Source organism: Nocardioides sp. J9 (assembly GCF_007829375.1).
In the GTDB taxonomy this organism is placed as follows: domain Bacteria; phylum Actinomycetota; class Actinomycetes; order Propionibacteriales; family Nocardioidaceae; genus Nocardioides.
In genome coordinates this window covers 67638-92656 of the sequence record NZ_VLJQ01000088.1, presented here as the reverse complement: position 1 = coordinate 92656, position 25019 = coordinate 67638, and the positions used below count along the sequence as shown (strand labels likewise).

The 25019-nt window shown below is 71.8% G+C and carries 22 protein-coding genes; 13 read left to right on the top strand and 9 right to left on the bottom strand.

The window, feature by feature from the left end; translation table 11 throughout:
• Window positions 1-6: 6 nt before the first annotated feature.
• On the bottom strand, window positions 7-1200 hold the full coding sequence (locus L615_RS15245; RefSeq protein WP_186449885.1) for a glycoside hydrolase family 43 protein: 1194 nt from the start codon (window positions 1198-1200) through the stop codon (window positions 7-9).
• Window positions 1201-1243: 43 nt separating this feature from the next.
• Between L615_RS15245 and L615_RS15240 the strand changes: the two genes are divergently transcribed.
• The 3 genes from L615_RS15240 to secA all read left to right on the top strand — a co-directional run bounded on the left by L615_RS15240 (window position 1244) and on the right by secA (window position 6002).
• Complete coding sequence (locus L615_RS15240; protein WP_145725619.1) at window positions 1244-2596, top strand: folylpolyglutamate synthase/dihydrofolate synthase family protein; 1353 nt, start codon at window positions 1244-1246, stop codon at window positions 2594-2596.
• Window positions 2597-2685: 89 nt separating this feature from the next.
• Window positions 2686-3093, top strand: coding sequence for a DUF4233 domain-containing protein (locus L615_RS15235; RefSeq protein WP_261376718.1), 408 nt, complete (start codon window positions 2686-2688; stop codon window positions 3091-3093).
• Window positions 3094-3116: 23 nt separating this feature from the next.
• Window positions 3117-6002: a preprotein translocase subunit SecA gene (gene secA, locus L615_RS15230; protein ID WP_145725618.1), complete on the top strand. Its 2886-nt coding sequence runs from the start codon at window positions 3117-3119 to the stop codon at window positions 6000-6002.
• Between the two features lie 105 nt (window positions 6003-6107).
• Here secA and L615_RS15225 read toward each other — a convergent pair whose 3' ends face one another.
• The 3 genes from L615_RS15225 to L615_RS15215 form a co-directional block, all read right to left on the bottom strand.
• Window positions 6108-7307 carry a hypothetical protein gene (locus L615_RS15225; protein ID WP_145725617.1) on the bottom strand — a complete coding sequence of 400 codons (1200 nt, stop codon included), beginning with the start codon at window positions 7305-7307 and terminating at the stop codon, window positions 6108-6110.
• Between the two features lie 82 nt (window positions 7308-7389).
• A complete protein-coding gene (locus L615_RS15220; RefSeq protein ID WP_051486313.1) occupies window positions 7390-7893 on the bottom strand; it encodes an Rv3235 family protein in 504 nt (167 codons plus the stop codon).
• Window positions 7894-7905: 12 nt separating this feature from the next.
• Window positions 7906-8568 (bottom strand): LysM peptidoglycan-binding domain-containing protein, encoded by a 663-nt coding sequence (locus L615_RS15215; protein ID WP_186449884.1) that lies wholly within the window; start codon window positions 8566-8568, stop codon window positions 7906-7908.
• A 120-nt stretch (window positions 8569-8688) separates the two neighbouring features.
• Between L615_RS15215 and L615_RS15210 the strand changes: the two genes are divergently transcribed.
• Window positions 8689-9228, top strand: coding sequence for a hypothetical protein (locus tag L615_RS15210; RefSeq protein WP_028657339.1), 540 nt, complete (start codon window positions 8689-8691; stop codon window positions 9226-9228).
• Between the two features lie 78 nt (window positions 9229-9306).
• Here the strand turns inward: L615_RS15210 and L615_RS15205 are convergent, their stop codons facing one another.
• The 4 genes from L615_RS15205 to L615_RS15190 form a co-directional block, all read right to left on the bottom strand.
• Window positions 9307-9657 carry a sec-independent translocase gene (locus L615_RS15205; RefSeq protein ID WP_145725615.1) on the bottom strand — a complete coding sequence of 117 codons (351 nt, stop codon included), beginning with the start codon at window positions 9655-9657 and terminating at the stop codon, window positions 9307-9309.
• 64 nt (window positions 9658-9721) lie between these two features.
• A complete protein-coding gene (locus tag L615_RS15200; protein ID WP_036519564.1) occupies window positions 9722-10867 on the bottom strand; it encodes an Mrp/NBP35 family ATP-binding protein in 1146 nt (381 codons plus the stop codon).
• A 50-nt stretch (window positions 10868-10917) separates the two neighbouring features.
• Window positions 10918-11475: a DUF1003 domain-containing protein gene (locus tag L615_RS15195; RefSeq protein ID WP_145725614.1), complete on the bottom strand. Its 558-nt coding sequence runs from the start codon at window positions 11473-11475 to the stop codon at window positions 10918-10920.
• A complete protein-coding gene (locus L615_RS15190) occupies window positions 11472-12725 on the bottom strand; it encodes a magnesium transporter MgtE N-terminal domain-containing protein (protein WP_028657335.1) in 1254 nt (417 codons plus the stop codon). The genes L615_RS15195 and L615_RS15190 overlap by 4 nt, the downstream gene beginning before the upstream one ends.
• A gap of 71 nt (window positions 12726-12796) precedes the next feature.
• Here L615_RS15190 and L615_RS23410 point away from each other — a divergent pair, with 71 nt between their 5' ends.
• The 5 genes from L615_RS23410 to L615_RS15165 all read left to right on the top strand — a co-directional run bounded on the left by L615_RS23410 (window position 12797) and on the right by L615_RS15165 (window position 17628).
• Window positions 12797-13207, top strand: a complete 411-nt coding sequence (locus L615_RS23410; RefSeq protein ID WP_186449883.1) for a hypothetical protein — start codon at window positions 12797-12799, stop codon at window positions 13205-13207.
• A 119-nt stretch (window positions 13208-13326) separates the two neighbouring features.
• Window positions 13327-14712: a phospholipase D-like domain-containing protein gene (locus L615_RS15180; RefSeq protein ID WP_028657333.1), complete on the top strand. Its 1386-nt coding sequence runs from the start codon at window positions 13327-13329 to the stop codon at window positions 14710-14712.
• A gap of 1 nt (window position 14713) precedes the next feature.
• Complete coding sequence (locus L615_RS15175) at window positions 14714-16309, top strand: bifunctional 2-polyprenyl-6-hydroxyphenol methylase/3-demethylubiquinol 3-O-methyltransferase UbiG (protein WP_145725613.1); 1596 nt, start codon at window positions 14714-14716, stop codon at window positions 16307-16309.
• Window positions 16306-16500 (top strand): DUF6752 domain-containing protein, encoded by a 195-nt coding sequence (locus L615_RS23405; protein WP_157515027.1) that lies wholly within the window; start codon window positions 16306-16308, stop codon window positions 16498-16500. The genes L615_RS15175 and L615_RS23405 overlap by 4 nt, the downstream gene beginning before the upstream one ends.
• Before the next feature lie 15 nt (window positions 16501-16515).
• A complete protein-coding gene (locus L615_RS15165; protein ID WP_028657332.1) occupies window positions 16516-17628 on the top strand; it encodes a hypothetical protein in 1113 nt (370 codons plus the stop codon).
• Here the strand turns inward: L615_RS15165 and L615_RS15160 are convergent.
• Complete coding sequence (locus L615_RS15160) at window positions 17576-18655, bottom strand: endonuclease/exonuclease/phosphatase family protein (RefSeq protein WP_028657331.1); 1080 nt, start codon at window positions 18653-18655, stop codon at window positions 17576-17578. The two genes, L615_RS15165 and L615_RS15160, sit on opposite strands and share 53 nt — an antisense overlap.
• A 102-nt stretch (window positions 18656-18757) precedes the next feature.
• Between L615_RS15160 and L615_RS15155 the strand changes: the two genes are divergently transcribed.
• The 4 genes from L615_RS15155 to L615_RS15140 all read left to right on the top strand — a co-directional run bounded on the left by L615_RS15155 (window position 18758) and on the right by L615_RS15140 (window position 24928).
• The gene (locus tag L615_RS15155; protein ID WP_145725611.1) at window positions 18758-20824 is read left to right on the top strand and encodes an acyltransferase family protein; all 2067 of its coding nucleotides are present in this window, start codon (window positions 18758-18760) and stop codon (window positions 20822-20824) included.
• A gap of 249 nt (window positions 20825-21073) precedes the next feature.
• Entirely contained in the window at window positions 21074-22456 is a 1383-nt protein-coding gene (locus L615_RS15150; RefSeq protein ID WP_028657329.1) for an endonuclease/exonuclease/phosphatase family protein, read from the top strand.
• 24 nt (window positions 22457-22480) lie between these two features.
• Complete coding sequence (locus tag L615_RS15145; protein ID WP_051486310.1) at window positions 22481-23596, top strand: hypothetical protein; 1116 nt, start codon at window positions 22481-22483, stop codon at window positions 23594-23596.
• Window positions 23597-23734: 138 nt separating this feature from the next.
• Window positions 23735-24928, top strand: coding sequence for an acyl-CoA dehydrogenase family protein (locus L615_RS15140; RefSeq protein ID WP_145725610.1), 1194 nt, complete (start codon window positions 23735-23737; stop codon window positions 24926-24928).
• Window positions 24929-25019 lie beyond the last annotated feature (91 nt).

Genomic DNA, 25019 nt, shown 5'->3' with positions numbered 1-25019 from the left:
GTCCGCTCAGCCCGGGTGGACGACCTCGAGCGTCCCGTCCTCGCGCTGCCACAGCCCAGCGACGTGGAGGCGGCGCAGCCCGCCGACCCGGTCCCAGGCGTGGTAGACGAGGCGCAGCGACTTGCCGGTGACGATCGCCGACGCCCCGCCCGGCCCGGGGTGACCGGTCGTGGCCGTCGACAGCAGCGGCAGGCCCTGGTTCTGCCGTACGCACGGCCCCTGCGGGCCGGCGCAGATCGCGTAGCCGGTGGCGTAGTCGGCCCGCTCCCACGAGCTGCCGGAGTAGAAGAGGTAGGTCACCCCGCGGAACTGCACCATCGACGGGTTCTCGATGGTGTCGCCCTCCCATCGCTCGGAGAGGGTGAGCAGCTCGCGGGTTTCGGAGCCCTCGGCGAAACCGGTGCCGTCGCGGTTGAGCTGGCGGATGAACAACCCCGCGGGGCGCCGGTTCACCACACCGGAGAACTTCCACAGCAACCACGGGACCCCGGTCTCGTCGACGAACACGTCGGGGTCGATCACGCCGAGCTGGGCCTGGCCGTAGCAGAGCGGCTCACCGACCGGCCGGAACGGGCCGGCGGGGGAGGGGCCGCGGGAGAGCCCGATGCAGTTGTGCCGCTCGCCGCCGCTGGTGCCGGCCGGGGCGGCGTACGCCGCTGTCCAGCCGTTGCCCACCTTGTCGACGCCCGGCGCCCACAGGCTCTTGCCGCGACCGCGCGAGCGCACCCAGCCGGCCGGCTGCAGCGGGTCGACCGCCTGGCCTGCCCCGTCGGTGAGCGGGGTCCACGTCACCAGGTCGCGCGAGACCAGGGTCGGCAGCCGCAGGCCGGCGGTGTTGGTGGCGTAGGCGTACCAGCGGCCGTTCGCGCGCACCACGTCCGGGTCGGCGAAGTAGCCGCGGTAGGCGACCCCGGCGCGCCACTGCTCGCTGCCGCCGGCGACGACCACCGGCGCCGGCAGCTGCTGGGCCAACCGCTCGGCGAGCTTCGCGAGGTCCTGCATCTCGCCGACGAGCAGGTCCTCCGGGAGCTCGGTCGGCACCTCCGTCGGCTCCGGGATGAGGGGAGCGTCCGACGACGTCGGCGCTGTGCTCGGGCCTGCCTGCGGCGTGCCGTCGCCGTCGCTGCTGCAGCCGGCGAGCGCGACCGCCACGGCCAGCGCGCCGGCGGCGAGCACCCGGACCCGTCGACCAGTCGTCATGCTTTCCCTCCCTCCCGAGCGGACAACATAGACTCTCCGCGCCATGACTGAGCCTGCCGCGCGCCCTGCCGAGACCGTCGCCGAGGCCGAGGACGCGCTGCTGTCCCGGTGGCCGGAGACCCGGCTCGAGCCCTCCCTGGACCGGATCCAGGCGTTCACCGAGCTGCTGGGTGACCCGCAGCGCGCCTACCGGTCGATCCACCTGACCGGCACCAACGGCAAGACGTCGACCTCCCGGATGATCGACGGCCTGCTGCGCGCCCTCGACCTGCGCACCGGCCGGTTCACCAGCCCGCACGTCGAGCGGATGGCCGAGCGGATCAGCATCGACGGCGAGCCCCTGGACGACGAGGCCTTCGTCCGCGCCTTCAACGACGTGGCGCCGTACACGCACCTCGTCGACGAGGCCGAGGCCCACCCGCTCAGCTTCTTCGAGACCGTCGTCGGCATGGCCTACGCCGCGTTCGCCGACGCGCCCGTCGACGTCGCCGTCGTCGAGGTCGGCATGGGCGGCTCCTGGGACGCCACCAACGTGATCGAGGCCGACGTCGCGGTGGTCACCCCGATCGCGGTCGACCACGCCAACTACCTCGGCGGCACCGCCGCCGCGATCGCCCGCGAGAAGGCCGGCATCATCAAGCCCGGCTCGGTCGCCGTGCTGGCCCAGCAGAGCGCCGAGGTCGCACCCGTCCTGCTCGAGCGGATCGCCGAGGTCGGCGCGACCGTCGCCCGCGAGGGCCTCGAGTTCGGCGTCGTGACCCGCGCGGCCGCCGTCGGCGGCCAGGTCGTCACCCTCCAGGGCCTGCGCGGCCGGTACGACGACGTCTTCCTCCCGCTCTACGGCGCCCACCAGGCGCAGAACGCCGCCACCGCCCTCGCTGCCGTCGAGGCGTTCGTCGGCGGCGACGAGCCGCTCGGCGACGACGTGGTGCGCGGGGCGTTCGCCGAGATGACCTCGCCGGGCCGGCTCGAGGTCGTGCGCCGCAGCCCCACCATCGTGCTCGACGCCGCGCACAACCCGCACGGCGCCGAGGCCACCGCCGCCGCGCTCGACGACTCCTTCCAGTTCGACCCGCTCGTCGGCGTGGTCGGGGTCATGGGTGACAAGGACGCCGAGGGCCTGCTCGCGGCGTTCGAGCCCCACCTGGCCCACGTCGTGGTGACCCAGAACTCCACCGCCCGCGCCATGCCCGCCGACCAGCTGGCCGAGACCGCCCGGGAGGTGTTCGGGGAGGACCGGGTCAGCGTCGTGCCCCGGCTCGCGGACGCCATCGACGAGGCCGCCGCGCGTGCGGAGGCAGCCGGCTCGGACGCGCTCAGCTCCGGGGCGGTGCTGGTCACCGGTTCCGTCGTCACCGTGGGCGAGGCCCGCGCGCTCCTGGGAGGTCGCAAGTGAGCCAGCAGGACCAGCAGCCGGACCCTGCCGCAGATCCCGCCGTGGACCCTGCCGTGGACCCTGCCGCAGATCCCGCCGTGGACCCTGCCGTGGACCCTGCCGTGGACCCGGCCCTGGACCCGGAGCGCACCAAGTCGCCGCGGCGCAGCATGTGCGCCGCCGTGCTCACCCTCGAGGCGATCGCCGTCGGGCTGTCCACACCGGTGATGATCACCCTCTCCGACGTCGACCCGGCGCTCGCGCTGTCGCTCGGCCTGGGCCTGGCCCTGCTGTGCGTGCTGGTCGCCGGGGCGCTGCGCCGTCCCCAGGCCTACCTGCTCGGGCACCTGCTCCAGCCGGCCGCGATCGCCCTGGGCCTGCTGGCCCCGCTGATGTACTTCGTCGGCGGCGTGTTCGCCGTGCTCTGGATCACCGCCTGGCGCCTCGGCGCCAAGATCGAGCGGGAGCGGGCGGAGGCCTTCGCGGAGTACGACCGGCGCCGGGAATCGGGCGAGTGACGACCGCTCGGTAGAGTGGCGGGGTGCCTGTGATCATCGACAAGCTCCTCCGCATCGGGGAGGGCAAGATCCTCCGCCAGCTCGAGGGGATCGCCAAGGCGGTCAACGCCATCGAGGACGACTTCAAGGCGATGTCCGACGCCGAGCTGCAGGGCATGACGGACGAGTTCCGCAAGCGCCTCGAGGACGGCGAGACGCTCGACGACATCATGCCCGAGGCGTTCGCGACGGTCCGCGAGGCCGCGCGCCGCGTGCTCGGCCAGCGCCACTTCGACGTGCAGGTCATGGGCGGCGCCGCGCTGCACATGGGCAACATCGCCGAGATGAAGACCGGTGAGGGCAAGACCCTCGTCTCGACGCTCCCGGCGTACCTCAACGCCCTCGAGGGCAAGGGCGTCCACGTCGTCACCGTCAACGACTACCTGGCCAAGTTCCAGTCCGAGATGATGGGCCGCGTCCACCACTTCCTCGGCCTGTCCGTCGGCGTGATCCTGCCGAGCATGCGCCCGGCCGAGCGCCGTGCGGCGTACGCGTGCGACATCACCTACGGCACGAACAACGAGCTGGGCTTCGACTACCTGCGCGACAACATGGCCTCCTCGCTGGAGGAGTGCGTGCAGCGCGGCCACAACTTCGCCATCGTCGACGAGGTCGACTCGATCCTCATCGACGAGGCCCGGACCCCGCTGATCATCAGCGGCCCGACCCAGGACGAGGTGAAGTGGTACGCCGAGTTCGCCAAGATCGCGCAGAAGCTCACCCGCGACGTCGACTACGAGGTCGACGAGAAGAAGCGGACGATCTCGGTCCTCGAGGCGGGCATCACCAAGGTCGAGGACCACCTCGGCATCGAGAACCTCTACGAGTCGGCGAACACTCCGCTGATCTCGTTCCTGCACAACTCCATCAAGGCCAAGGAGCTGTTCCGGAACGACAAGGAGTACGTCGTCATGGAGGGCGAGGTGCTCATCGTCGACGAGCACACCGGCCGCATGCTGGCCGGCCGCCGCTACAACGACGGCCTCCACCAGGCCATCGAGGCCAAGGAGGGCGTGAAGGTCCGCGAGGAGTACCAGACCCTCGCCACCATCACCCTGCAGAACTACTTCCGCCTCTACGAGAAGCTCTCCGGCATGACCGGTACGGCGCTCACCGAGGCGTCGGAGTTCGACAAGATCTACAACCTCGGCGTGGTCCCGATCCCGACCAACAAGCCGATGCTCCGCAAGGACCAGCCCGACCTCGTCTACCGCACCGAGGAGGCGAAGTACGAGGCCGTCGCCGAGGACATCGCCGAGCGGCACGCCAAGGGCCAGCCGATCCTCGTCGGCACGGTGTCGGTCGAGAAGTCGGAGTACCTCTCCAACCTGCTCAAGAAGCGCGGCATCCCGCACTCGGTCCTCAACGCGAAGGTCCACGCCGAGGAGGCGAAGATCGTCGCGCTCGCCGGTCACAAGGGCGCGGTCACCGTCGCGACCAACATGGCCGGTCGAGGCACCGACATCATGCTCGGTGGCTCCTACGAGTTCCTCGCCGACCAGGAGCTGCGCAAGCAGGGCCTCGAGCCGACCGGCGAGACCGCGGAGGAGTACGACGCCGCGTGGCCGGCCATGGTCGAGCGGTTCAAGGACCAGGTCTCGCGCGAGCACGACGAGGTCAAGGAGCTCGGCGGCCTCTACGTGATCGGCACCGAGCGCCACGAGTCCCGCCGCATCGACAACCAGCTCCGCGGTCGTTCCGGTCGCCAGGGCGACCCGGGCGAGAGCCGCTTCTACCTGTCCCTCCAGGACGAGCTGATGCGGCTGTTCAAGTCCGACTGGGTCGACCGGGTGCTGCTGCTGCTCAAGATCCCGGACGACGTCCCGATCGAGAACAAGCGGGTCACGAACGCGATCGCCAACGCGCAGAGCCAGGTCGAGTCGCAGAACTTCGAGTCCCGCAAGAACGTCCTCAAGTACGACGACGTCATGGACCGCCAGCGCAAGGTGATCTACGCCGAGCGTCGTGAGGTCCTCGAGGGCGTCGACCTCGAGGAGCAGATCCGCGGGTTCATCGACGACGTCGTCGCCGGCTACGTCAACGGCGCGCTCGACGAGTTCTCCGAGGAGTGGGACCTCGAGCAGCTGTGGACCGACCTCAAGCAGTTCTGGCCGGTCTCGATCTCGTGGAAGGACCTGGTCGAGGACGCCGGCTCGCAGGCCGCGCTGGAGAAGCGGGACCTGATCGAGGCGCTCAAGGCCGACGCCCACGCGGCCTACGACCGTCGCGAGGAGGAGGTCGGCGAGGAGGTCGCCCGCGAGCTCGAGCGCCGCGTGCTGCTCTCCGTGCTCGACCGCAAGTGGCGCGAGCACCTCTACGAGATGGACTACCTCCGTGAGGGCATCTACCTCCGCGCGTACTCGCAGCGCGACCCGCTGGTCGAGTACCAGCGCGAGGGCTACGACATGTTCGCCGCGATGATGGACGGCATCAAGGAGGAGACCGTCGGCTTCCTCTTCAACCTGGAGGTCCAGGTCGAGGAGGAAGAGGAGGAGTTCCACTACCACGCCGACGGCAGCCGTCACGCCGGTCCGATGCACGAGGGCGCGTTCGCCGAGCCCCCGGTCGGCGTCGTCCAGGGTGGCGTCAGCCTCGACAAGATCGCCGGTGAGCTCGACGGCGGCGCGGCGCGGCCGAAGGTCCGCGCCAAGGGACTCGACACCCCGAAGCAGCCGCAGAACCTCGCCTACTCGGCGCCCGACGAGACCGGGCACGAGGAGGTCCGCGGCGGCGGCACCGTGACCAACGCGGGCGACGAGTACGCCGACGTGGGCCGCAACGCGCTGTGCCCCTGCGGCTCCGGCAAGAAGTTCAAGCGGTGCCACGGCGCCCCCGGCGGTCCCACCGGGACCACCGCGCGGGTCAGCTGAGCCGGCTGCGCACCTGCAGGACGCGACGACGCCCCCTCCCGGGTCCGGGAGGGGGCGTCGTGCGTCCGGGAAACGCCGGGTGGCGCCGGACGGACTAGTCGAGTGCTAGTTGAGCGCCATCCGCGGCTCGCCGTTCAGCAGGCCGTTGGCGGAGCGGACGCAGGTGCCGCCGCGGGGCGACCCGCCGTTCCACGCCTGGCGGACGCAGCTGCGCACGGCGAGCTGGCCCCAGTAGTTCGGGTGCAGCGACTCCTGGATGTAGTAGGGGCTGTTCCCGATGGTGGTGACCGTGCGGATCTGGTTGACCCACTCGGTGCGGTCGACCGCACCCGGCGAGGTCCAGCTCGCGATGCCGACCTCCTCGTAGAGGCCGACGCCGCTCTCGCACAACCGGCGGCCGTTGAGCGCGCGGGCCAGGTCCAGCACCTTCGCGTTGGTGACGCCGGCCTGGCTGATCGCGCTGGTGACGGTGCCGTTGATCTTCGGCAGCGCGGTGTTGTTGGCCCAGTCGGCGTCGGCGTTCCAGAAGCCGCACCCGCCGGTGCTCTGCCGCGTGTAGCCGCTCTGGCTGTAGCGCAGGCCCGAGCCGGTGGGGATCGGCGAGGGGTAGGTCTGCACGAGCATCGTCCACTGTCCGTCGGCGTAGCCGGCGTTGCGCATCGCGGTGCGGACGTTGAGCAGGGCGTTCGCGATCCGGGTGCGGACGGTGGTGACGTTGCTCGTGGTGAAGTTGCTGGTCACGCTGCTGTCGTCGTAGCAGTAGTCCTTCCACCACGACGGCGACAGCAGGAAGTCCTGGACGCACTGCTGGACGATGCCGGCGAAGTTGAAGTCGTTGCCGCCGATCGAGACGACCACCATCCGCACGTTGTGGGTGGTGGCGAAGGTCTGCAGGGCGCGGGCCTGGCCCACGCCCTGGCTGCCGCTGTAGAAGTCGAGGCCGGGCTTGAACTCCGAGCCGGTCGCGGTGGCGGCCTTCGCCCCGGAGCAGGCCAGGTTGAGGCTGTTCACCCCGCCGCCGATGTGGATCTCGGCGCTGCGCGAGCGGTGGCAGCGGTTGATCGCCTCGCCGGTCCCGCTCGCGTTGTCGTAGTAGGCCGTCGGGCCGAGGGCGTCGGCGCGGGCGCTGCTGCTGTTGGACGAGCCGGCCCAGCGGCCGGCCTCGCCGGAGATGTAGGAGTCGCCGACGGAGACGACCCACGGGCTGCCGACCCCGGGTCCGTCGGCGTGGGCGGGGGACGCGGTGAGCGGGGCGACGAGCGTCGCGCCGAGGGCGGCCAGCGAGGCCACGAGTGCACGGATCATGGACGGACAGTAGTGACGCAGGTCACACGTGAACAAGAGTCGCGTTCGTCCGACGCGGCAGCCCGGCCGTCGGGGCGGGCGGTCAGGAGAAGTCGAGGGCCGTGCAGACCCAGCGCTGCCCGGTGCGCTCGAAGCGGGCAGCGAGGGCCCGGGACCGCTCGCCGTGGCGGACGTGGATGCCGCACTCGACGACGCGGTCGGTGACGAAGCAGGCGTGCACGCTGTGCACCTTCGGCCGCACCGCCTGCACCTGCGCCAGCCCGGGCTGGTGGCCGCCTGCGCGCGCGACGAGGTGGGCGCGCAGTCGGAGGTCGGCGTACACATCCGGGGTGGTCCACCGCACGAGCTGGGACACCGGGCGGTCGCCGCCGACGATCTCGACGACGGCCTGCGCGAAGCGGTGCGTCCACTCCTCGATCGTGCGGCGCAGCCGGCGGTCGATCGACACCACGGCGGCACCCGGGCGGCGGGGCGGGGCGGCGACCGGCGGTGCCTGGCGGGGGAGCAGGGCGAGCGCGAGGGTGCCCTGGGTCGCCGCGACCGGCACGGCCTCGCGGTGGCCGAGGGCGGAAGGTGCTGCCGTCATCGTGGTCTCCTGTCAGCGTTCACTCGGTGGGAGCCGGAGCTGCTGCCCCGGGTGGATGACGTCGGGGTCGACGCCGATGGTGGAGGCGTTGCGCGCGTGCAGCCGCTGCCAGTCCGGCCCCCCGGCGCCCGCCGTCGCGGCGGGGCCGAGGACGCGGGCGGAGATCGACCACAGGCTGTCGCCGGGACGGACCCGGACGGTGTGGCCGGCGTGGTCGGCGTGGTCGGCGTGGTCGGCGGCCCGAGGGGTGTGGCGGGGCTGGTCCGTTCCGTTCGCGCGGTCGGGCAGCGGCAGGCCGGCCAGGCCGGGCGCCGGCACGTCGCCGCCGCCCGCGGTCGCCGGTGCCGCGGTGACGGCGACGCCGGCGACCCCGCACAGGGCGAGCAGGGCGGTCCGGACGGGTCCGACCCGACGCCCGCCGGGGCCGGTGCCGCCCGGGGCGCGCAGCAGGCTCCACGCGACGTCCGTGGCACTCGTCCAGAGCAGGAGGCTTGCAACGACCGCGGCGGCGCCGCAGGCGGCGACCACCAGGTCGGCGAACTCGGCGTCGGAGGGCTCCCGGAGCGGACGCGCCGCCGCGGGGCCGACGAGCGCGAGCGCCGCCGTCACCGCGGCCGTCACCGCCAGCCACAGCGCCGCCGCCCGCTGCCGGACGCTCGTCGTCGCACCACGCATCCCGAGGACCTTTGCGTTTGCTTGCGTTTGCGTCAGCATGCGCCTGATTGGCCGGCTTCGTCAATCAGTCTTCCACAGCCTGCGGCGGCCAGCTTGCCGACGGCGTGCGAGGGTGGCCCCATGGGCTGGGAGGACGAGCTGTTCGCGCTCTTCGACGACCTCGAGGACCAGGCCAGCGCCCTCCACGCCGCCGAGCGGAGCGCCGAGGTCGCCGACCGCGCCCGTGCGGAGTACCAGCAGGTCACCCTCGCCAGCCGGCTGATGGCGAGCGCGGGGACCTCCGTCACGCTCGGGATCACCGGGGCCGGCCGCGTCGCCGGCACGCTGGAGCGGGTCGCTGACGGCTGGCTGCTGCTCTCCGCCGGCGACCACGACTGGGTGGTCGCCACCGGCGCGGTCGCGACCGTCGAGGGTGCGTCCGTGCGCTCCGTCCCCGAGGTCGCCTGGTCGCCGCTGACCCGGCTCGGGCTCGGCTCGGCGCTGCGCCGGATCGCCGAGGCGGGGGAGGAGTGCGTCCTTCACCTGCGCGACGGCACCCGTCACGAGGGCGTGCTGCGCCGCGTCGGCGCGGACTTCTGCGAGCTCGTCGAGGGCGAGGAGCGGCGTACCGTCCTGGTCGCCTTCACGGCGCTGGCCGCCGCGCAGTCGCGAACCTGGTGACGGTTTCTCGCGCTTGTCGACCGTTGCAACGGCCGACAAGCGCAGGAATCCCCGGCTGAGCGGGGATTCCTGCAGTCGTCAGGTCGCGTCGACGTCGAACGGAGGGAGCTCGCCCTCCGCCAGCGGCTCGTGGTGGACGACGTCGGCCGGGTCCTCGCGGATGACGTCCTCGAGCTCGTCGAGCTCGGCCATCGCCTCGGCGATGTGCTTGCGGACGATCGCGCGGGGGTCGAGGTCGGTCAGCTCGAGGTCGGCGTACTCCGGGCCGAGCTCGGCGCGCAGCTCGTCGCGGGCGCTCGTCGCGAACCGGCGCAGCTGGCGCAGGAAGCGGCCCGCCTGCTGGGCGAGCTCGGGCAGCTTGTCCGGGCCGAACACCAGCACGGCGAGGAAGGCGATGACCACCAGCTCGCCGAAGCCGATCCCGAACATCGCGCGTGCCCGCCCCGTCTCGCCTGCGTCGCCTGAGCTGCCCGTGTCGCCTGGTCGGCCCGGGTCAGAACTTGCTGGTGGGGGTCAGGCCGAGCTGCAGGCCGGCCAGGCCGCGGGTGCGGCCGTCGAGGCGGTCGGCGATCGCGGTCAGCGCGGACGCGGAGGCGGAGGTCGGGTCGGACTCGACGATCGGCTTGCCGGCGTCGCCGCCCTCGCGCAGCGACACGTCGAGGGGGACGCGACCGAGCAGCGGCACGTCGTACCCGAAGCGCTGGGACAGCGTCTCGGCGACGCGCTCGCCGCCGCCCGCGCCGAAGATCTCCAGCTTGTGGTCCTTGCCCTCCGCCGTGCAGTGCGGGCAGGGGAGGTAGCTCATGTTCTCGACGACGCCGACGACCCGCTGGTGCATCATCGAGGCCATCGTCCCGGCGCGCTCGGCGACCTCGGCGGCGGCCTCCTGCGGCGTGGTCACCACGACCACCTCGGCGCCCGGCAGGTGCTGGCCGAGCGAGATCGCGACGTCGCCGGTGCCCGGCGGCAGGTCGAGCAGCAGGACGTCGAGGTCACCCCAGTAGACGTCGGCGAGCATCTGCACCAGGGCCCGGTCCAGCATCGGGCCGCGCCAGGCGACGACCTGGTCGCGGCGCGGCTTGAGCATGCCGATCGAGATGACCGAGACGCCGGACGCCGTCGGGACCGGCATGATCAGGTCCTCGACCTGGGTCGGGCGCGAGTCGGCGACGCCGAGCATGGCGGGCACCGAGTGGCCGTAGATGTCGGCGTCGACCACGCCGACCTTGCGGCCGGCGCGGGCCAGGGCGAGCGCGAGGTTGACGGTCACCGACGACTTGCCGACGCCGCCCTTGCCGGACGCGATGGCGAACACCTTGGTCAGCGAGCCGGGCTGGGCGAACGGGATCTCGCGCTGGGCCTGGCCGCCACGCAGGGTCTCGTGGAGGCCCTGGCGCTGCTCGGCGCTCATCACGCCCAGCTCGACCTCGACGCCGGTCACGCCGGGCACGGCGGAGACGGCTGCGGTGACGTCGCGGGTGATCGTGTCCTTGAGCGGGCAGCCGGCCACCGTCAGCAGCGCCTTGACGCTGACGACCGAGCCGCCGTCGCCCGGCGCGATGTCGACGGAGTCGACCATGCCGAGCTCGGTGATGGGCCGCTTGATCTCCGGGTCGTTGACCCGGCTCAGGGCCGTCATGACCTGCTCGACGGACGGGGACTGCTGCACGCTGCTCACGTCGGCCGAGTCTAGGTCGTGGGCGGCTGCGCGCGGTCGTCGGCGTCCTCGTGAGACGTCGCACGGTCCCCGGCGCGTTCCTCCGCCCGCTCGTCGAGCTCGGCGAGCAGGGAGCGCAGCTCGGAGCGCAGGTAGTCGCGGGTGGCCACCTCGCCCATCGCCATGCGCAGCGACGCGACCTCGCGGGCGAGGAACTCCATGTCGGCGTGCGCCCGGGCGTCAGCCTGTCGGTCCTGCTCGGCGATCACCCGGTCGCGCGCCTCCTGGCGGTTCTGCGCGAGCAGGATCAGCGGGGCGGCGTACGACGCCTGCAGGCTCAGCATCAGCGTCAGGAAGATGAAGGCGTACTTGTCGAAGCGCAGGCCCTCGGGGGCCATCGTGTTCCACACGATCCACAGCGCCACGAAGAGCGTCATGTAGATGAGGAAGCGTGCGGTGCCCATGAACCGGGCGAACTGCTCGGCGAAGACGCCGAAGGTGTCCTCGCGCTCGGGGCGCCGCCGGAACCACGGGCGGCGCTCCTCCCTCGGCGTGTCCAGCCGCTCGCGGCTGCGGTGGGTGTCGCTCATCGGGGCCCCCTCGCCCGGGCCCGGTCGCGCCAGTTGGCCGGCAGCATGTGGTCGAGCAGGTCGTCGACGGTGACCGCGCCGATCAGGCGGCCGTTCTCGTCGACCACGGGCGCGGCGACCAGGTTGTACGTCGCCAGGTGCGCCGCGACCTCGTCGATGCTCGCCTCCGCGCGCAGCGGCTCGAGGGAGTCGTCGAGGGCGCCCGCGACGAGCGTGGACGGGGGCTCGCGCAGCAGCCGCTGGATGTGCGCCACGCCGACGAGCTTGCCGGTGGGGGTCTCCAGCGGCGGGCGGCAGACGTAGACCAGCGCCGCCAGCGCGGGCGTCAGGTCGGGGTTGCGCACGTGCGCGAGGGCGTCGGCGATCGTCGCGTCCGGGCCGAGGATCACCGGCTCCGGCGTCATCATGCCGCCGGCGGTGTCCTCGACGTAGGACATCAGCCGGCGCACGTCCTCCGCCTCCTCGGGCTCCATCAGCTCGAGCAGGATCTCGGCGGTCTCCGGCGGCAGGTCCCGCACCAGGTCGGCGGCGTCGTCGGCCGACATCTCCTCGAGGACGTCGGCCGCACGCTCGGAGTCGAGCCGCTTGAGGATCTCGACCTGGTCCTTGTCAGGCATCTCCTCGAGGACGTCGGCGAGGCGCTCGTCGTCGAGCGCGAGCGCCACGGCGGTCCGTCGGTCCGGCGGCAGGTCGTGGAGGATGTTGGCGGCGTCGGCCGGGCGCATCTCGTTGAGCGCGGCGATCAGGTGGGTCGCGCCCTGCGCCTCGTCGGTGCGGGTCAGGCCGATCACGTCGCGCCACTCGACCACGTGGGTCTGGCCGCGACGGCGGAAGCCCTTCGACGGCTCCCGCACGGCGACCCGGCTGAGCACCCAGTCCCGGTTGCGGGCCGGCTCCATCGCCACGTCGTACACGGTGCCGGTGATGCCGGAGTCCTTGATCGTCACCTGGCGGTCGAGCATCTGCCCGATGACGAGGGTCTCGGTGGAGCGCTGCTCGAAGCGGCGCATGTTCAGCAGGCCGGTCGTGTAGACGTGGCCGCTGTCGATGTTGGTCACCCGTGTCATCGGCACGAAGATCCGGCGCCGGCCGAAGACCTCGGCCACCATCCCGAGCACGCGCGGCTGCGTCCCCTCGGTGCGCATGGCGACGACGAGGTCGCGGACCTTCCCGACCTGGTCGCCCTGGGGGTCGAAGATCGGGAGTCCGACCAGCCTGGCCGCGAACACGCGGGAGGGGGTGGAGCTCACGTCGGACAACGCTACCGTCGGAGTGGGCCAACTCCGGGCTGCCGCCCCGGCAGAGGGTCTACCCTTGCCGCATGGGTGCACGGATGACGGCGTGGGCGGGCCTCGCGGCCGCCGCCACGCTGCTGCTGGCGGGTTGCGGGTCGGACGACAGCGGCACTGCCGACGACTCCACGTCGCCCAGCGCGACCGAGTCGTCGAGCGACGCCGCCTCGGAGTCCCCGGTGGCCGAGCAGGTCCCCGCCGGCACCCCCGAGTGCGCCGACGTCTGGTCGGCCGGCGCGACGTTGCCGCGCGGCTACAAGGGCTGCGCGCAGGACGGTGCGCTGGTCAAGCCGGACCGCCTCGGCTGCTCGTCGGGCCAGGCGCTGGTGCGGTACGACGACCGGTTCTGGGCCGTTCGCGGCGGCCGGATCGCCGGTGGCGAGACTCCGCTGGCGGACTCGGAGGAGTACACCGAGCAGGTCGCCATCTGCCGGGGATGACGGTCCCACCAGTCACAGTGAGTTAGGGTGGCGGGCGTGGGAGGGCCCGGTCCGGCCCTTCGGGCAGCCATGGAGTTGCCATCCCGGTACCCGAACGGACCATCGGAGGTTGCTGAGTCGTGCGTCGCCTGCTCCCGGTGCTTGTCGCCGTCATGCTGTTCCTGCCGCTCAGCCAGGTGGTGCCGTCCTCAGCCAGTCCGCTCGTCGCGGACAGCCCGGCCGTCGCTGACAGCCCGGCCGTCGCCGACACGGCGCCGCCGGTGCTGGCGAAGGCGAAGAAGGGCAAGTACGACTGCTGGCTGAAGACGCGCACCTGCGCCTTCTCCGGCGGCGTGACGTTCAACTCCGCCACCGGCACCAAGGCTGCCAAGCAGAAGATCGTCAACAAGATCCTCGGTGCGATCCGGAAGACGCCGGCCGGCGAAGAGATCCGGATCATGTCCTGGAACATCATGTCGGACACCGCGGCCACCGAGCTGCTCCGCGCGCAGCACCGCGGGGTGCGCGTGATAGTGCTGATGGACAACACCAACCTCACGCAGGTCGCCAACCCCAGCTTCAAGCGCCTCCGCTCCGGCCTTGCCGCCTTCAACAAGAAGCACAACGTCCGCAAGGACAAGCGCAGCTACGCCAAGACCTGCCAGGGCGCGTGCCGCCGGGGCAACACCGCGTCCTCGCACGCCAAGTTCTTCCTGTTCTCCGCAGTCGGCAAGACCAAGCACGTGCTGATCCAGGGCTCGGCCAACCTGACGCAGGCCTCGGCCAACAACCAGTGGAACGACATCTACACCTACGTCAACCGCAAGGGCGTCTACGACTTCGCCCGGCGCATCCACATGCAGATGTGGCAGGACAGGAACGTCGCGCCCACCTGGGAGGGCTACCGCTCCGCCAACTTCGACCTCTACTTCGCGCCGCGGATCAAGGACAAGGTCAACACCACGACACCCAACGACCCGCTGCTCGGCACGCTCAACAAGGTCAAGTGCAGCGGCGCCGTGAACACCTCCAGTGGGCGCACCGTCATCCGCTCCGCGCCCGACGTGATGCGCGGCGCGTGGGCCGACAAGGTCGCCACCCGGCTGCGGAACCTGTGGCGCGCCGGATGCGACGTCAAGATCGGCTACACCGTGCTGGGCGTCAGCACCCGCAAGATCCTGCTCAACAAGGGTGGCAAGCGTGGCCCCGTCCCGATGAAGCACCTGGTCTCCGACGTCAACGGCGACAAGGTCTTCGACAAGTACTTCCACCTCAAGGCGTGGACGGTCAACGGTGTGATCGGTGACGACAAGCGCGCCTACTGGACGATGAACGGCTCGTCCAACATCTCCGCGCTGTCGAAGGTCTCCGACGAGAACATCGGCATCTTCCGGATGAAGGCCGTGACGATGAAGTACCAGCGCCACATCGAGTACTGGTTCAAGAACCCGCCGCGCAGCCGCCCGGTCGTGCCGAGCCTGGTCCCGAAGAACCTCGACCCCTACGCCAACATGGAGATGGACTGAGGTGGCCGAGCTGACCTCGCGGGCCGCGGGAGCGGCCCGCTGGGTCCTCGCGCGGGGTGGCCGGACCCGCGTCACCGGGGTCGACGACTCCGGGCTCCAGCTCGTCGTGCACGGCGAGGACCGCGTGGTCGACGTCCTCTTCGACGGCCGCCGGATCTGGTCGTTCTGGCTGCTGCGTGACACCGAGCGCGTCGAGGGACACCTCGTCCACCGCACGGTCGAGTGGCCCGAGCGGATGCGCCGCTACCTCAAGGGCGGCACCGAGCTCGTCGTCCGCGAGCACGTCGCCGGCACCGACCTCTTCCACGGCGAGCACCAGTTCGGCGAGGAGCCGGGCCGGGTGCGCTTCGTGAACTCCCAGGGCCTCGAGATCAGCCTCGACAAGTCGGGGCGGTTCAGCCCCACCTTCGGCGGGCGCAGCGAGGAGCACCTGCGGCCGCTGCTCGACGCGATGGACACGGTCATCGCGATGCTGCGCGAGCTCGGCGTCGAGGCGTTCCCGGCCTACGGCACGCTGCTCGGAGCCGTCCGCGAGGGCCAGTTCCTCGGCCACGACTCCGACGCCGACCTCGGCTACGTCTCGCGCCACAGCACCCCGGTCGACGTGATCACCGAGTCCTACCACCTGCAGCGCGCCGTCATCGAGCGCGGCTTCTCGACCTACCGCTACAGCGGCGCGGCCTTCCGGATCGACGTGCGCGAGAGCGACGGCTCGGTGCGCGGGCTGGACCTGTTCGGCGGTTTCATGGACGGTGGCCGGCTCTACCTGATGGGCGAGGTCGGCACGCCGTACGACGAGTCGTGGCTCTTCCCGCTGACCACCTGCACCCTCGCCGGCCGGGAGTACCCCGCCCCGGCGAAGCCCGAGAAGCTCCTCGAGGCGATGTACGGGCCGTCCTGGAAGGTGCCGGACCCGGCCTTCAAGTTCGAGACGCCGAGGTCGACGACGCGTCGGCTCAACGACTGGTTCCGCGGCATGACCGTCTACCGCCGCGAGTGGGAGCGCCGCCTCGTCGGCGCCGGCGGCAAGGCCCCGCGCGTCGCGCCGTCCGGCCTCGCCAGGACCGTGCTCGACCAGGTCCCGGCCGACGCGCAGGTGCTCGACGTGGGCGCCGGCCTCGGCCGCGACGCCTTCTGGCTGGCCAGCCAGGGCCGCGAGGTCGTCGCCTATGACTACGTCCCGCGCGGCAGCAGGGGAGCGGTGGCCTCGGCCAGCAAGCGCGGCTTCGACCTGACCACGCGCCCGCTCAACCTCACCGACTTCCGCTCGGTGCTCTCCGAGGGTGCCCGCGTCGCGCGGGAGCCGCGGGAGCCGGGCAAGCGCGTCATCCTCGCCCGCCACGTGCTCGACGCGACCAACCGCACCGGTCGGGAGGGCCTCGTGCGCTTCGCGTCGATGACGCTGCGCGGCGGCGGCACGCTCTATGCTGACACCTGGACGGGACGCGGTGAGCCGCCGTTCGGGGTCCGTCCGGTCGAGGTCGACCACCTGCGAGCGCTCCTCGAGCAGCACGGGGGAACGATCCTCTCCGCGGAGGACGTCACCGACGGTGACGCCCCGAACCAGGTCCGACGATGGGTGGTGCAGTGGGCATGACGAAGCAGGCCGAGCTCAAGGAGCTCCAGGCGCGGGTCGCCGAGCTCGAGGCCTCCATCGCGGAGCTGCGCCGTCACCACCTGCGCCTCGCCGAGCTGACCGACCTCGTCCAGGAGCTGCTGCTGCCGGTGGCCGCGCGGGACGAGGAGCGGATCGCCGCGGCGATCGACAAGTTCCAGCAGGGTCTCTGAGCGAGGCGTGCGCTGATGGCACGTCGGGTCTTCATCCACATCGGGCTGCCCAAGACGGCGACCAGCTACCTCCAGACCATCCTGTGGTCCTCGCGTGACCAGCTGCGCGCCGACGGCCTGCTGCTGCCCGGCCGTGAGCGCCGCGACCACCTCTGGGCGAGCCGCGTGGTGCGCGGCAGCGACGGCATCGCGCGCCGCGCCGAGCACGAGCGCACCTCGTGGGAGCGCCTGCGTGCCGAGCTCGCCGACTGGGACGGCGACGGGCTGGTCAGCCACGAGTTCTTCGCAGCTGCGAGCAGCGAGCAGGCCGTCGGGATGGTCGAGGCGCTCGCGCCGGCACAGGTGGAGGTCGTGGTCACCGCCCGCGAGCCGCTGGGCCTGTTCACGGCCAGCTGGCAGGAGAGCCTGAAGAACCGGTCGACCACGCCGATGGCGGACTACTCCCGCGCGGAGTCACCGAACCCCGGCGCGATCTGGAACTGGCGCACCCTCGACCTCCGCCTGGTCCTCGAGCGCTGGTCGGCCGCCGTGCCGCACGACCGGATCCACGTGCTTCCGCTCGACCGCACCGCGCCGCGCGACGAGATCTGGCACCGCTTCGGCGGTCTGCTCGGGCTCCCGACGGCCGACTACGACCTGTCGCAGTCCTTCCCGAACGAGTCGATGGGCGTGGTCGAGGCCGAGCTCCTGCGCCGGGTCAACGCCCACCTCGACTCCTTCGACAAGGCCTTCGACCGCGGGGTCTACATCCGCACCTTCCTCGCCGACGAGCGCCTCGTGCCGCGCAAGGGCGAGAAGTTCTGGCCCTACCCCGACCAGGTCGAGGAGTGCCGCCGGCGCTCGCTCGCCGCGATCGACTACCTGCGTGAGCACGGGGTCGACGTCGTCGGCGACGTCGACCACCTGCGGGTCCCCGACGAGCTGCCCGAGCGTCGTACGCCGGACTCGGTGACCGACGCCGAGGTTGCGGCTGCGGCCACGGAGCTGGTCGCCGTGCTGCTCGGCGACGTGCGCGAGCTGCGCAACGCCGCCCGCCGCGGGGGAGCGGAGGCTGCCCCCGGCCTGGCGGACCGGCTCAGGAAGCGCCTTGGACGGTGGCGGTCGCCCAGACGTAGTGGTGGTCGCTGACCCGTCGCGCCACCGTCGACTTGTCGTTGACGAAGCCGCTGAACGAGACGTCGGGCGTCGCGACGATCCAGTCGACCGGCATCTGGCCCGGCGGGCGGCAGCCGCCCGCGGTCGACCCGCCCACGGCTGCGACCATGCCGGTCGGCGGCAGCACGCGGCAGAAGAAGGCCTCGCGGTCGTTCATGTCGCCGGTCAGGAAGATCGGGATGCCCTCGGCCTTGAGCCGGTTCACCGTCGCGACCGCCGTGTTGTGGCCGGCGGCCCGGCTGGCGGCGTGCGGCCCACCGCCGGCGGAGGCGTGCATGTTCAGGAAGTAGAACTCGAGGTTCGTCTTCTTGTGGCGCAGCCGGACGATGGGCTGCATCCGGGTGCCGTGCATGAACTTGATGTAGAACGCGTCGCCCGAGACCAGCTCGAAGACGGCCGGGTCCCAGATCACCGAGTTGTCAGGGTCCGAACCGGCCGGCCAGGCCTGGAAGCCCAGGCTCGAGGTCAGCCCGGACAGCTGGCCGGACTTCACCTCCTGCAGGCCGACCACCGAGACGCCCGAGCTGCGGATGTAGGCGGCCGCCTGCGGGGTGCGCCAGCCGGAGCCGGGCCACGACGACCGCGCGCCGCCGTCGGTGTGCTTGCTCGCCAGCACGTTGAAGGTGGCGATGCCGAAGGAGACCTCGTGGATCTTCGTGACCTGCGACTCCGCTGCGACGCGCAGGTCCTCGAGGTCGCTGGCCCGCTCGTCCTGCTTCTTCGGCTTCGCCTTCGTGCGGGGGACGCTGGCCGCCTCGTCGCTCAACGGCTCGATCAGCTCGCCGCTGACCTCGCGGTCCTCGGCGTCGTGCCGGGCGCGGGAGGTGTCGACGGCGCGCGCGATGTCCGCACGGGCCTGGACCGGGTCGGACGCGGCCTCCGGCTCGTCGCCCCACAGGAAGGCGAGGCCGAGGAGGAGGGCGCTGAGGACCACCACGGCGACCACCGGGACGAGGTCCGACCGCGCCGCGCGCCGGCGCGCAGCAGAGTGGTCGGGCATGGCGGGTATCGTACCCGAGGCTCCGCCTGATCGCGGGGTCGACGAGACCCCGCACGAGCACGACGACGGCCCCGACGAGGCCACGACAGGAGGAGGATCGCGGTGACGGGCACGCGGTCCTTCCGCTCCGACATCCAGGGCCTGCGCGCCCTCGCCGTCGGGCTGGTCATCCTCGCCCACGCGGGCTTCCGCACCGCCTCCGGCGGGTTCGTCGGCGTCGACGTCTTCTTCGTGATCTCCGGCTTCCTCATCATCGGCCTGCTGGTGCGCGAGGCGGGCGACACCGGGCGGATCTCGATCCTCGACTTCTACGCCCGTCGGGCGCGGCGGGTGATCCCGGCCGCGACGGTGGTGCTCGTCGTGACCGCCGTCGCCGCGGCGTACGTCCTGCCGCTGGTGCGCAGCACCGAGGTCATCAAGGACTCGGTGTGGGCAGCCTTCTTCGGCGCCAACATCCGGTTCAGCCTCGTCGAGACCGACTACTTCGCCCAGGGCGAGCCGCCCTCCCCGGTCCAGCACTACTGGTCGCTGTCGGTCGAGGAGCAGTTCTACATCGCGATCCCGCTCCTGCTGCTCCTCGTCGCCCTGTGGGTACGACGCCGCGCCGGTGACGCCGCGGGCGCGAGCCGCACACGCCTGGTGCGCCGGACGGTGTTCGTCGTGCTGGGGGCAGTGACCCTCGCCTCGCTCGTGTGGTCGGTCGTCGTGACCGCGAACGACCCGACCGCCGCCTACTTCTCCACCCCCGCCCGAGCGTGGGAGCTCGGCCTCGGCGGGCTCGCGGCGACCCTGGTCTGGGGCCGCGCGCCGCGGCTGGGCCGGTGGCCCACCGAGGCGCTGTTCGCGGCTGGCCTGGTGCTCGTGGCGTGGGCGACGCTCCGCTTCGACGAGCAGACCGCGATGCCCGGCACGGCCGCGCTGGTCCCGGTGCTGGGAGCCGTGCTCATGCTGGTCGCGGGCAGCACGACGGGCGCGTCGTCGACGTACCTCTTCCGGTTGTTCTCGATCGCGCCGGCGCGCGTCGTGGGTGACTGGTCCTACTCGCTCTACCTGTGGCACTTCCCGGTGCTGCGCCTGGCCCAGGAGTACTGGGAGGAGCCCCGGCTCTCGAAGCCGCACCTGCTCGTCGCGCTGGTCGTGATCTTCGCGCTCAGCGCCGCGAGCTACTACCTCGTGGAGCAGCCGTTCCGCCAGGGCGTGCGCTGGCGCCCGCGGATGCGGGCGATCACGCTGTACCCGGTCAGCCTCGTCCTGGTCGTCGCGACCGCGCTGGGCTCGCAGGCGTGGGTGGACGCCCGGCTGGCCGACCTGGCCGACAACCCCGGCATCTCCGTCAGCGACTACGGCCGCGACGACCTGAGCCGCGACCCGGCCGTCGCGCTGGTCGAGGCGTCGGTGCTCGCTGCCGAGGAGGACCGGCCGGTGCCCGGCGGGGTCAGGCCGGAGCTGGGGGCGGTGCGCGAGTCCGTCGCGCCGCTGGGGGAGTGCGACTACCGAACCGGGACCCGGGAGCTGTGCCCCTTCGGCGACCCGGACGCGGAGCGCACCATCGTGGTGATGGGTGACTCGCACGCGCGCCACTGGAGCCCCGCGCTCACCGCGATCGGCGAGGAGCACGGCTACGCGGTCTACGCCTTCGTCTACAGCGGCTGCCCGGCCACCACCGTCACCCGACGCGTGGGCGGCGAGGAGTGGACCGAGTGCGCGGAGTTCAAGCAGTGGGCGCTCGAGCAGGTGCGTGAGCTCGAGCCCGACCTCGTCGTGGTCGCCAACAACGCCTACCGGACCCCGCAGATGCAGGCCGAGCAGGTCGACGGCCTGCGCGAGCAGCTCGAGCTGCTGCGCCCGCTGGCCGGGCGGGTCGCGATGATCGGCAACAGCCCGCGCCTGCCCGCGGCGCCGGGCACCTGCCTGACCGCGCGCGGCGCCAGCCTGGGTGACTGCCTCCAGCGGCCGATGCCCGCGGTCGGTCGGCTCCAGGTCGAGTTCGGCGAGACCGTCGAGGACCTCGGCATGACCTGGGTCGACGCGCGCCGCTGGTTCTGCGCCGACGGCCGCTGCCCGGCCGTGATCGGGCGCACCGTGCCGCTGCGGGACCGCGAGCACGTCACCGTCGAGTACGCCACGCGGCTGGCCGGCCCGCTCGCGGCGGCCCTCGGCATCCGCTGACGAGCCGACCCGCTCCCGAGCGGAGCTTCCGGGCCGGTTCCGGCACGAGTCCTCACGTCCTCGACGGCCCTGCCGATGAGGACCGGTCCGGCATTTTCTGCCTTTCTCGGGCCGGTCGAATTACATCGTTGTGATTATCCGAATTACAGCTCTGTAGTTAATCGGAATGAGTTGCCGCATTTCCCGGTGACTGGTGAGATTCGTGTGACTGTTGTTTCGGGATTGTCTTTATGAGGGGAATTCATCCACATGCGGGAGCAGACAAGCGCCCACCGGCGCCGGTTCGTCCGGGCACGCCGCCTCGTCGCCGGGGCGGCCGCGGCGACCACGCTCCTGGCCCTCGCCCCCGGCGCGGTGCCGGCCGGCGGTGACCCGGTGCGCCTGGCGGCGAAGAAGACCTGCGCGGCCAACCGCGCCTTCCAGGTCGTGCAGGCCAACGTGAAGGCCGGGATGACCAAGGCCCAGACGAAGGCCGACCTGAAGAAGGTCTTCAAGGACCAGCCCGACTTCGTCACCCTCAACGAGGTCGCCGGACGGGCCGACTCGCTGCTGGCCCCGGCCGGCTACGGGATCTGGCGCACGCCCGGTCGCTACACCGGGGCCAACCCGGTCGTGTGGCGCACCGACCGCTGGAACCCGGTGGCGAAGGGGACGATCTACGTCACCAACGTCGGCGGCAAGACCAAGAACCAGACCACCGAGCTCGGCCTCCGGTACGCCAACTGGGTGACCGTCCGCTCGGCCGACGGGTGCCAGACGCTGTCGGTCGTCTCCTACCACGTCGCGCCGAAGACCCAGCCGATCGGCAACCTGCTGATCCCGTCCGTCGAGAAGCTCGGCGGCCTCGCCACGCACCTCGCGACCGAGGGGCCGGTGATCCTCGGTGGCGACATGAACCAGCACATCAAGGGTCCGCTGTACCCGCGCGACCTGCTGACGTCGTACCAGATGACCCCGACGTGGGACCTGACCGGCAAGGTGCTCGTCACCCACGGCAAGGCGACGATCGACCACATCTTCGTGCGCAACGCCTCGCAGTTCACCGTGGCCAAGCAGGTCACCCGTGACCTCAACTCCGACCACCACGCCGTCGTCGCCGACCTCGTGCTCAAGCCCGGCGTCACCGTTGCGCGACCGTCGATGAGCTTCATCCGCGGCCACGTCGTCAACATCCCGGACTCCCCGATCTCCGCCGGGCGGCGTGCCGTCACGACGCGGGTCCTCAAGGCCGTCCGGCAGGCCCCGGCCGGGTCGACCATCCTCCTCGCGACCGCCCGCCTCGACGGGCCCGGCATGCGCAACGCCCTGGTGGCTGCCCACCAGCGCGGGGTGAAGGTGCGGGTCGTCTCCTGGAGTGCGAAGGCCACCACGCAGGAGCAGCTGCTGCAGAAGGCGATCGGCGGGACGAAGGGCAAGCCGTCGTTCATGATCCGGCGCAGCTACTCGAAGGCTGCCGGCCTGCCCGCCACCGCCGTGCTGTTCACCAGCTCGGCCGGGGTGAAGCTGCTCGGCATCCAGGTCGACCAGCCGCTCAACGGCGCGATGAACAGCCGTGAGGCCCGCGGGGAGTTCACGGTCGAGCGGGCGGACTTCGTCCGGATCCGGGACGGGATCCGGGTCCAGTTCAAGTAGCCCGGGTCCGGTAGACATGGGGGCGTGACGAAGGTATTCCTCCACATCGGGCTGCAGAAGACGGGCACCTCCTACCTGCAGAACGTGTGCTGGTCCTCCGAGCCGGAGCTGCGCGACCAGGGCGTCACCATGACGCCGCCGGGCCGGCTGCAGACCTTCTGGCTCGCCCTCGACGTCCGTGGCCGGATCGACCCGCACGACTCACCCCGGGTGGGTCGCTCGGTCGAGATGCTCCCCGGGCAGCTCGCCGAGGTCGGGACCGCCAGCGCCCTGGTCAGCCACGAGACCCTCGGCTCGGCCTCGCCGCGCCAGGTCCGCCGGCTGCTCGAGGCGTGCGCCGGGCACGAGGTGCACGTGGTGGTCACAGCGCGCGACATCGCCCGCCAGGTCCCCTCGCTGTGGCAGGAGGGGCTCAAGGTCGGTCGTGAGGACACCCTGGAGGAGTACGTCGCGGCGTTGCGCTCCGCCGGGAAGCGGACCGGCAACGTGTGGCGCCGCCTCGACCTGGCCGGCGTGCTGCGCCGGTGGGCGGCGGAGGTGCCGGCCGAACGGATCCACGTCGTGACGGTCCCCGGCCCCGGCGGCCCGCGCGAGGCCCTGCTCGAGCGGTACTGCTCGGTGCTCGGCGTCGACCCTGCCGCCCTGGACCCGGCCAAGGCCGGTCCGGGCAACCCGGGGCTGGGCGAGGCGGAGGCCGAGCTGCTGCGCCGGGTGAACGCGCAGGTCCCGCAGCGCTACCGGCGCCGGGTCCCCTACGGCGAGGTGGGCAAGCGCTGGCTCGCCATGGGCATCCTGGCCCGCGGCGGCTCCGCACCGATCCGCCTCGGCCGCGCCCACGAGGAGTGGTGCCGCGAGATCGCCCGGGAGTCGATCGACGTGCTCGCCGAGCTCGGCTGCGACGTGGTCGGCGACCCGGCCGACCTGGTGCCCGACCCGTCCGTCTTCGCCGACAGCTCCGGCCCGTCGGACACCGAGGTGCTGGCGGTCGCGACGCGCGCGCTGGGCGAGGTGGTCGAGGAGCGCTGCGAGCAGCGGCTCCAGGTGCGCAGCGGCGAGCCTGCCGGCGGCGTACGCGCGGCCGCGGCCGCCCGCCTCCGACGCTGGGCCGGACGGGTGCGGCGCCCCCGCGGGGACGCCTGACCGCTCGCCCGGAGCCCACCTCCCGGGGGTCCGGTGACATCGCTCACAGGTCCCGGTCTCGTCCCCTGTTCGAGGGGGTGGGAGAACCCTACTCGCGGGTACAGTGCGAACGCCGCTAGCACCAGCGAAAGGGAAGCGATGCCGAAGCTCTGTCAGACCGAGGGTCTCTCCGAGGTCCAGTCCGAGATCCTCAAGGCCGTCCGGGTCTTCGTGGACGAGCAGATCATCCCGGTAGCCCAGGAGCTCGAGCACTCCGACACCTACCCGCAGGAGATCATCGACGGGCTCAAGGAGCTCGGCGTCTTCGGCCTGACCATCCCCGAGGAGTTCGGCGGCCTGGGCGAGTCCCTGCTGACCTACGCGCTGGTGGTCGAGGAGATCGCCCGCGGCTGGATGAGCGTCTCCGGCGTCATCAACACCCACTTCATCGTGGCCTACCTGCTGATGCAGCACGGCACCGAGGAGCAGAAGCAGAAGTACCTGCCCCGGATGGCCACCGGCGAGGTGCGCGGAGCGTTCTCCATGTCGGAGCCGGGCCTGGGCTCGGACGTGTCCGCGGTCTCGACCAAGGCCTCGAGGCTCGACGACGGGTCGTACTCGATCACGGGCCAGAAGATGTGGCTGACCAACGGCGCCACCTCCACCCTGGTCGCGCTGCTGACCAAGACCGACGAGGGCGCCGACTCGGTCTACAAGAACATGACCACCTTCCTGGTCGAGAAGGAAGCCGGCTTCGGCGAGACCGCCCAGGGCGTCACCGTGCCGGGCAAGATCGAGAAGATGGGCTACAAGGGCGTCGAGACGACCGAGCTCATCCTCGAGGACCACCGCATCGGCGCCGACCAGATCCTCGGTGGCGAGCCGGGCAAGGGCTTCTTCCAGATGATGGACGGGGTCGAGGTCGGCCGCGTCAACGTCGCGGCCCGCGCCTGCGGCCTGGCCTGGCGTGGCTTCGAGCTCGGTATCTCCTACGCCCAGCAGCGCAAGACCTTCGGCAAGCCGATCGCCGACCACCAGGCGGTGCTCTTCCGCATCGCCGAGATGGCGACCAAGGTCGAGGTCGCGCACAACATGATGGTGCGCGCCGCCCGCCTCAAGGACACCGGACAGCGCATGGACGTCGAGGCCGGCATGGCCAAGATGGTCGCCTCCGAGTACGCCAACGAGGTCGTCGAGGACTCCTTCCGGATCCACGGCGGCTACGGCTACTCCAAGGAGTACGAGATCGAGCGGCTGATGCGCGAGGTCAAGTTCATGCTCATCGGTGAAGGCACCTCCGACATCCAGAAGATGATCATCGGCCGCAGCCTGCTCAAGGACTACCGCCTCTGACCTGCCGAGCCTGCCGCTCCTCGAGGCCCGCCCCGACCACCGCGGTCGCGGCGGGCCTCGGTGCGTCGGTGGGCAGCCGGTGCTCGGTAGT

Bases quoted from the DNA above. Each gene is read 5' to 3' on its own strand.
- L615_RS15245 (WP_186449885.1), bottom strand. From the start codon at position 1,200: ATGACGACTGGTCGACGGGTCCGGGTGCTCGCCGCCGGCGCGCTGGCC.
- L615_RS15240 (WP_145725619.1), top strand. From the start codon at position 1,244: ATGACTGAGCCTGCCGCGCGCCCTGCCGAGACCGTCGCCGAGGCCGAG.
- L615_RS15225 (WP_145725617.1), bottom strand. From the start codon at position 7,307: ATGATCCGTGCACTCGTGGCCTCGCTGGCCGCCCTCGGCGCGACGCTC.
- L615_RS15220 (WP_051486313.1), bottom strand. From the start codon at position 7,893: ATGACGGCAGCACCTTCCGCCCTCGGCCACCGCGAGGCCGTGCCGGTC.
- L615_RS15215 (WP_186449884.1), bottom strand. From the start codon at position 8,568: ATGCGTGGTGCGACGACGAGCGTCCGGCAGCGGGCGGCGGCGCTGTGG.
- L615_RS15210 (WP_028657339.1), top strand. From the start codon at position 8,689: ATGGGCTGGGAGGACGAGCTGTTCGCGCTCTTCGACGACCTCGAGGAC.
- L615_RS15205 (WP_145725615.1), bottom strand. From the start codon at position 9,657: ATGTTCGGGATCGGCTTCGGCGAGCTGGTGGTCATCGCCTTCCTCGCC.
- L615_RS15200 (WP_036519564.1), bottom strand. From the start codon at position 10,867: ATGACGGCCCTGAGCCGGGTCAACGACCCGGAGATCAAGCGGCCCATC.
- L615_RS15195 (WP_145725614.1), bottom strand. From the start codon at position 11,475: ATGAGCGACACCCACCGCAGCCGCGAGCGGCTGGACACGCCGAGGGAG.
- L615_RS23410 (WP_186449883.1), top strand. From the start codon at position 12,797: ATGGGTGCACGGATGACGGCGTGGGCGGGCCTCGCGGCCGCCGCCACG.
- L615_RS23405 (WP_157515027.1), top strand. From the start codon at position 16,306: ATGACGAAGCAGGCCGAGCTCAAGGAGCTCCAGGCGCGGGTCGCCGAG.
- L615_RS15165 (WP_028657332.1), top strand. From the start codon at position 16,516: ATGGCACGTCGGGTCTTCATCCACATCGGGCTGCCCAAGACGGCGACC.
- L615_RS15160 (WP_028657331.1), bottom strand. From the start codon at position 18,655: ATGCCCGACCACTCTGCTGCGCGCCGGCGCGCGGCGCGGTCGGACCTC.
- L615_RS15150 (WP_028657329.1), top strand. From the start codon at position 21,074: ATGCGGGAGCAGACAAGCGCCCACCGGCGCCGGTTCGTCCGGGCACGC.
- L615_RS15140 (WP_145725610.1), top strand. From the start codon at position 23,735: ATGCCGAAGCTCTGTCAGACCGAGGGTCTCTCCGAGGTCCAGTCCGAG.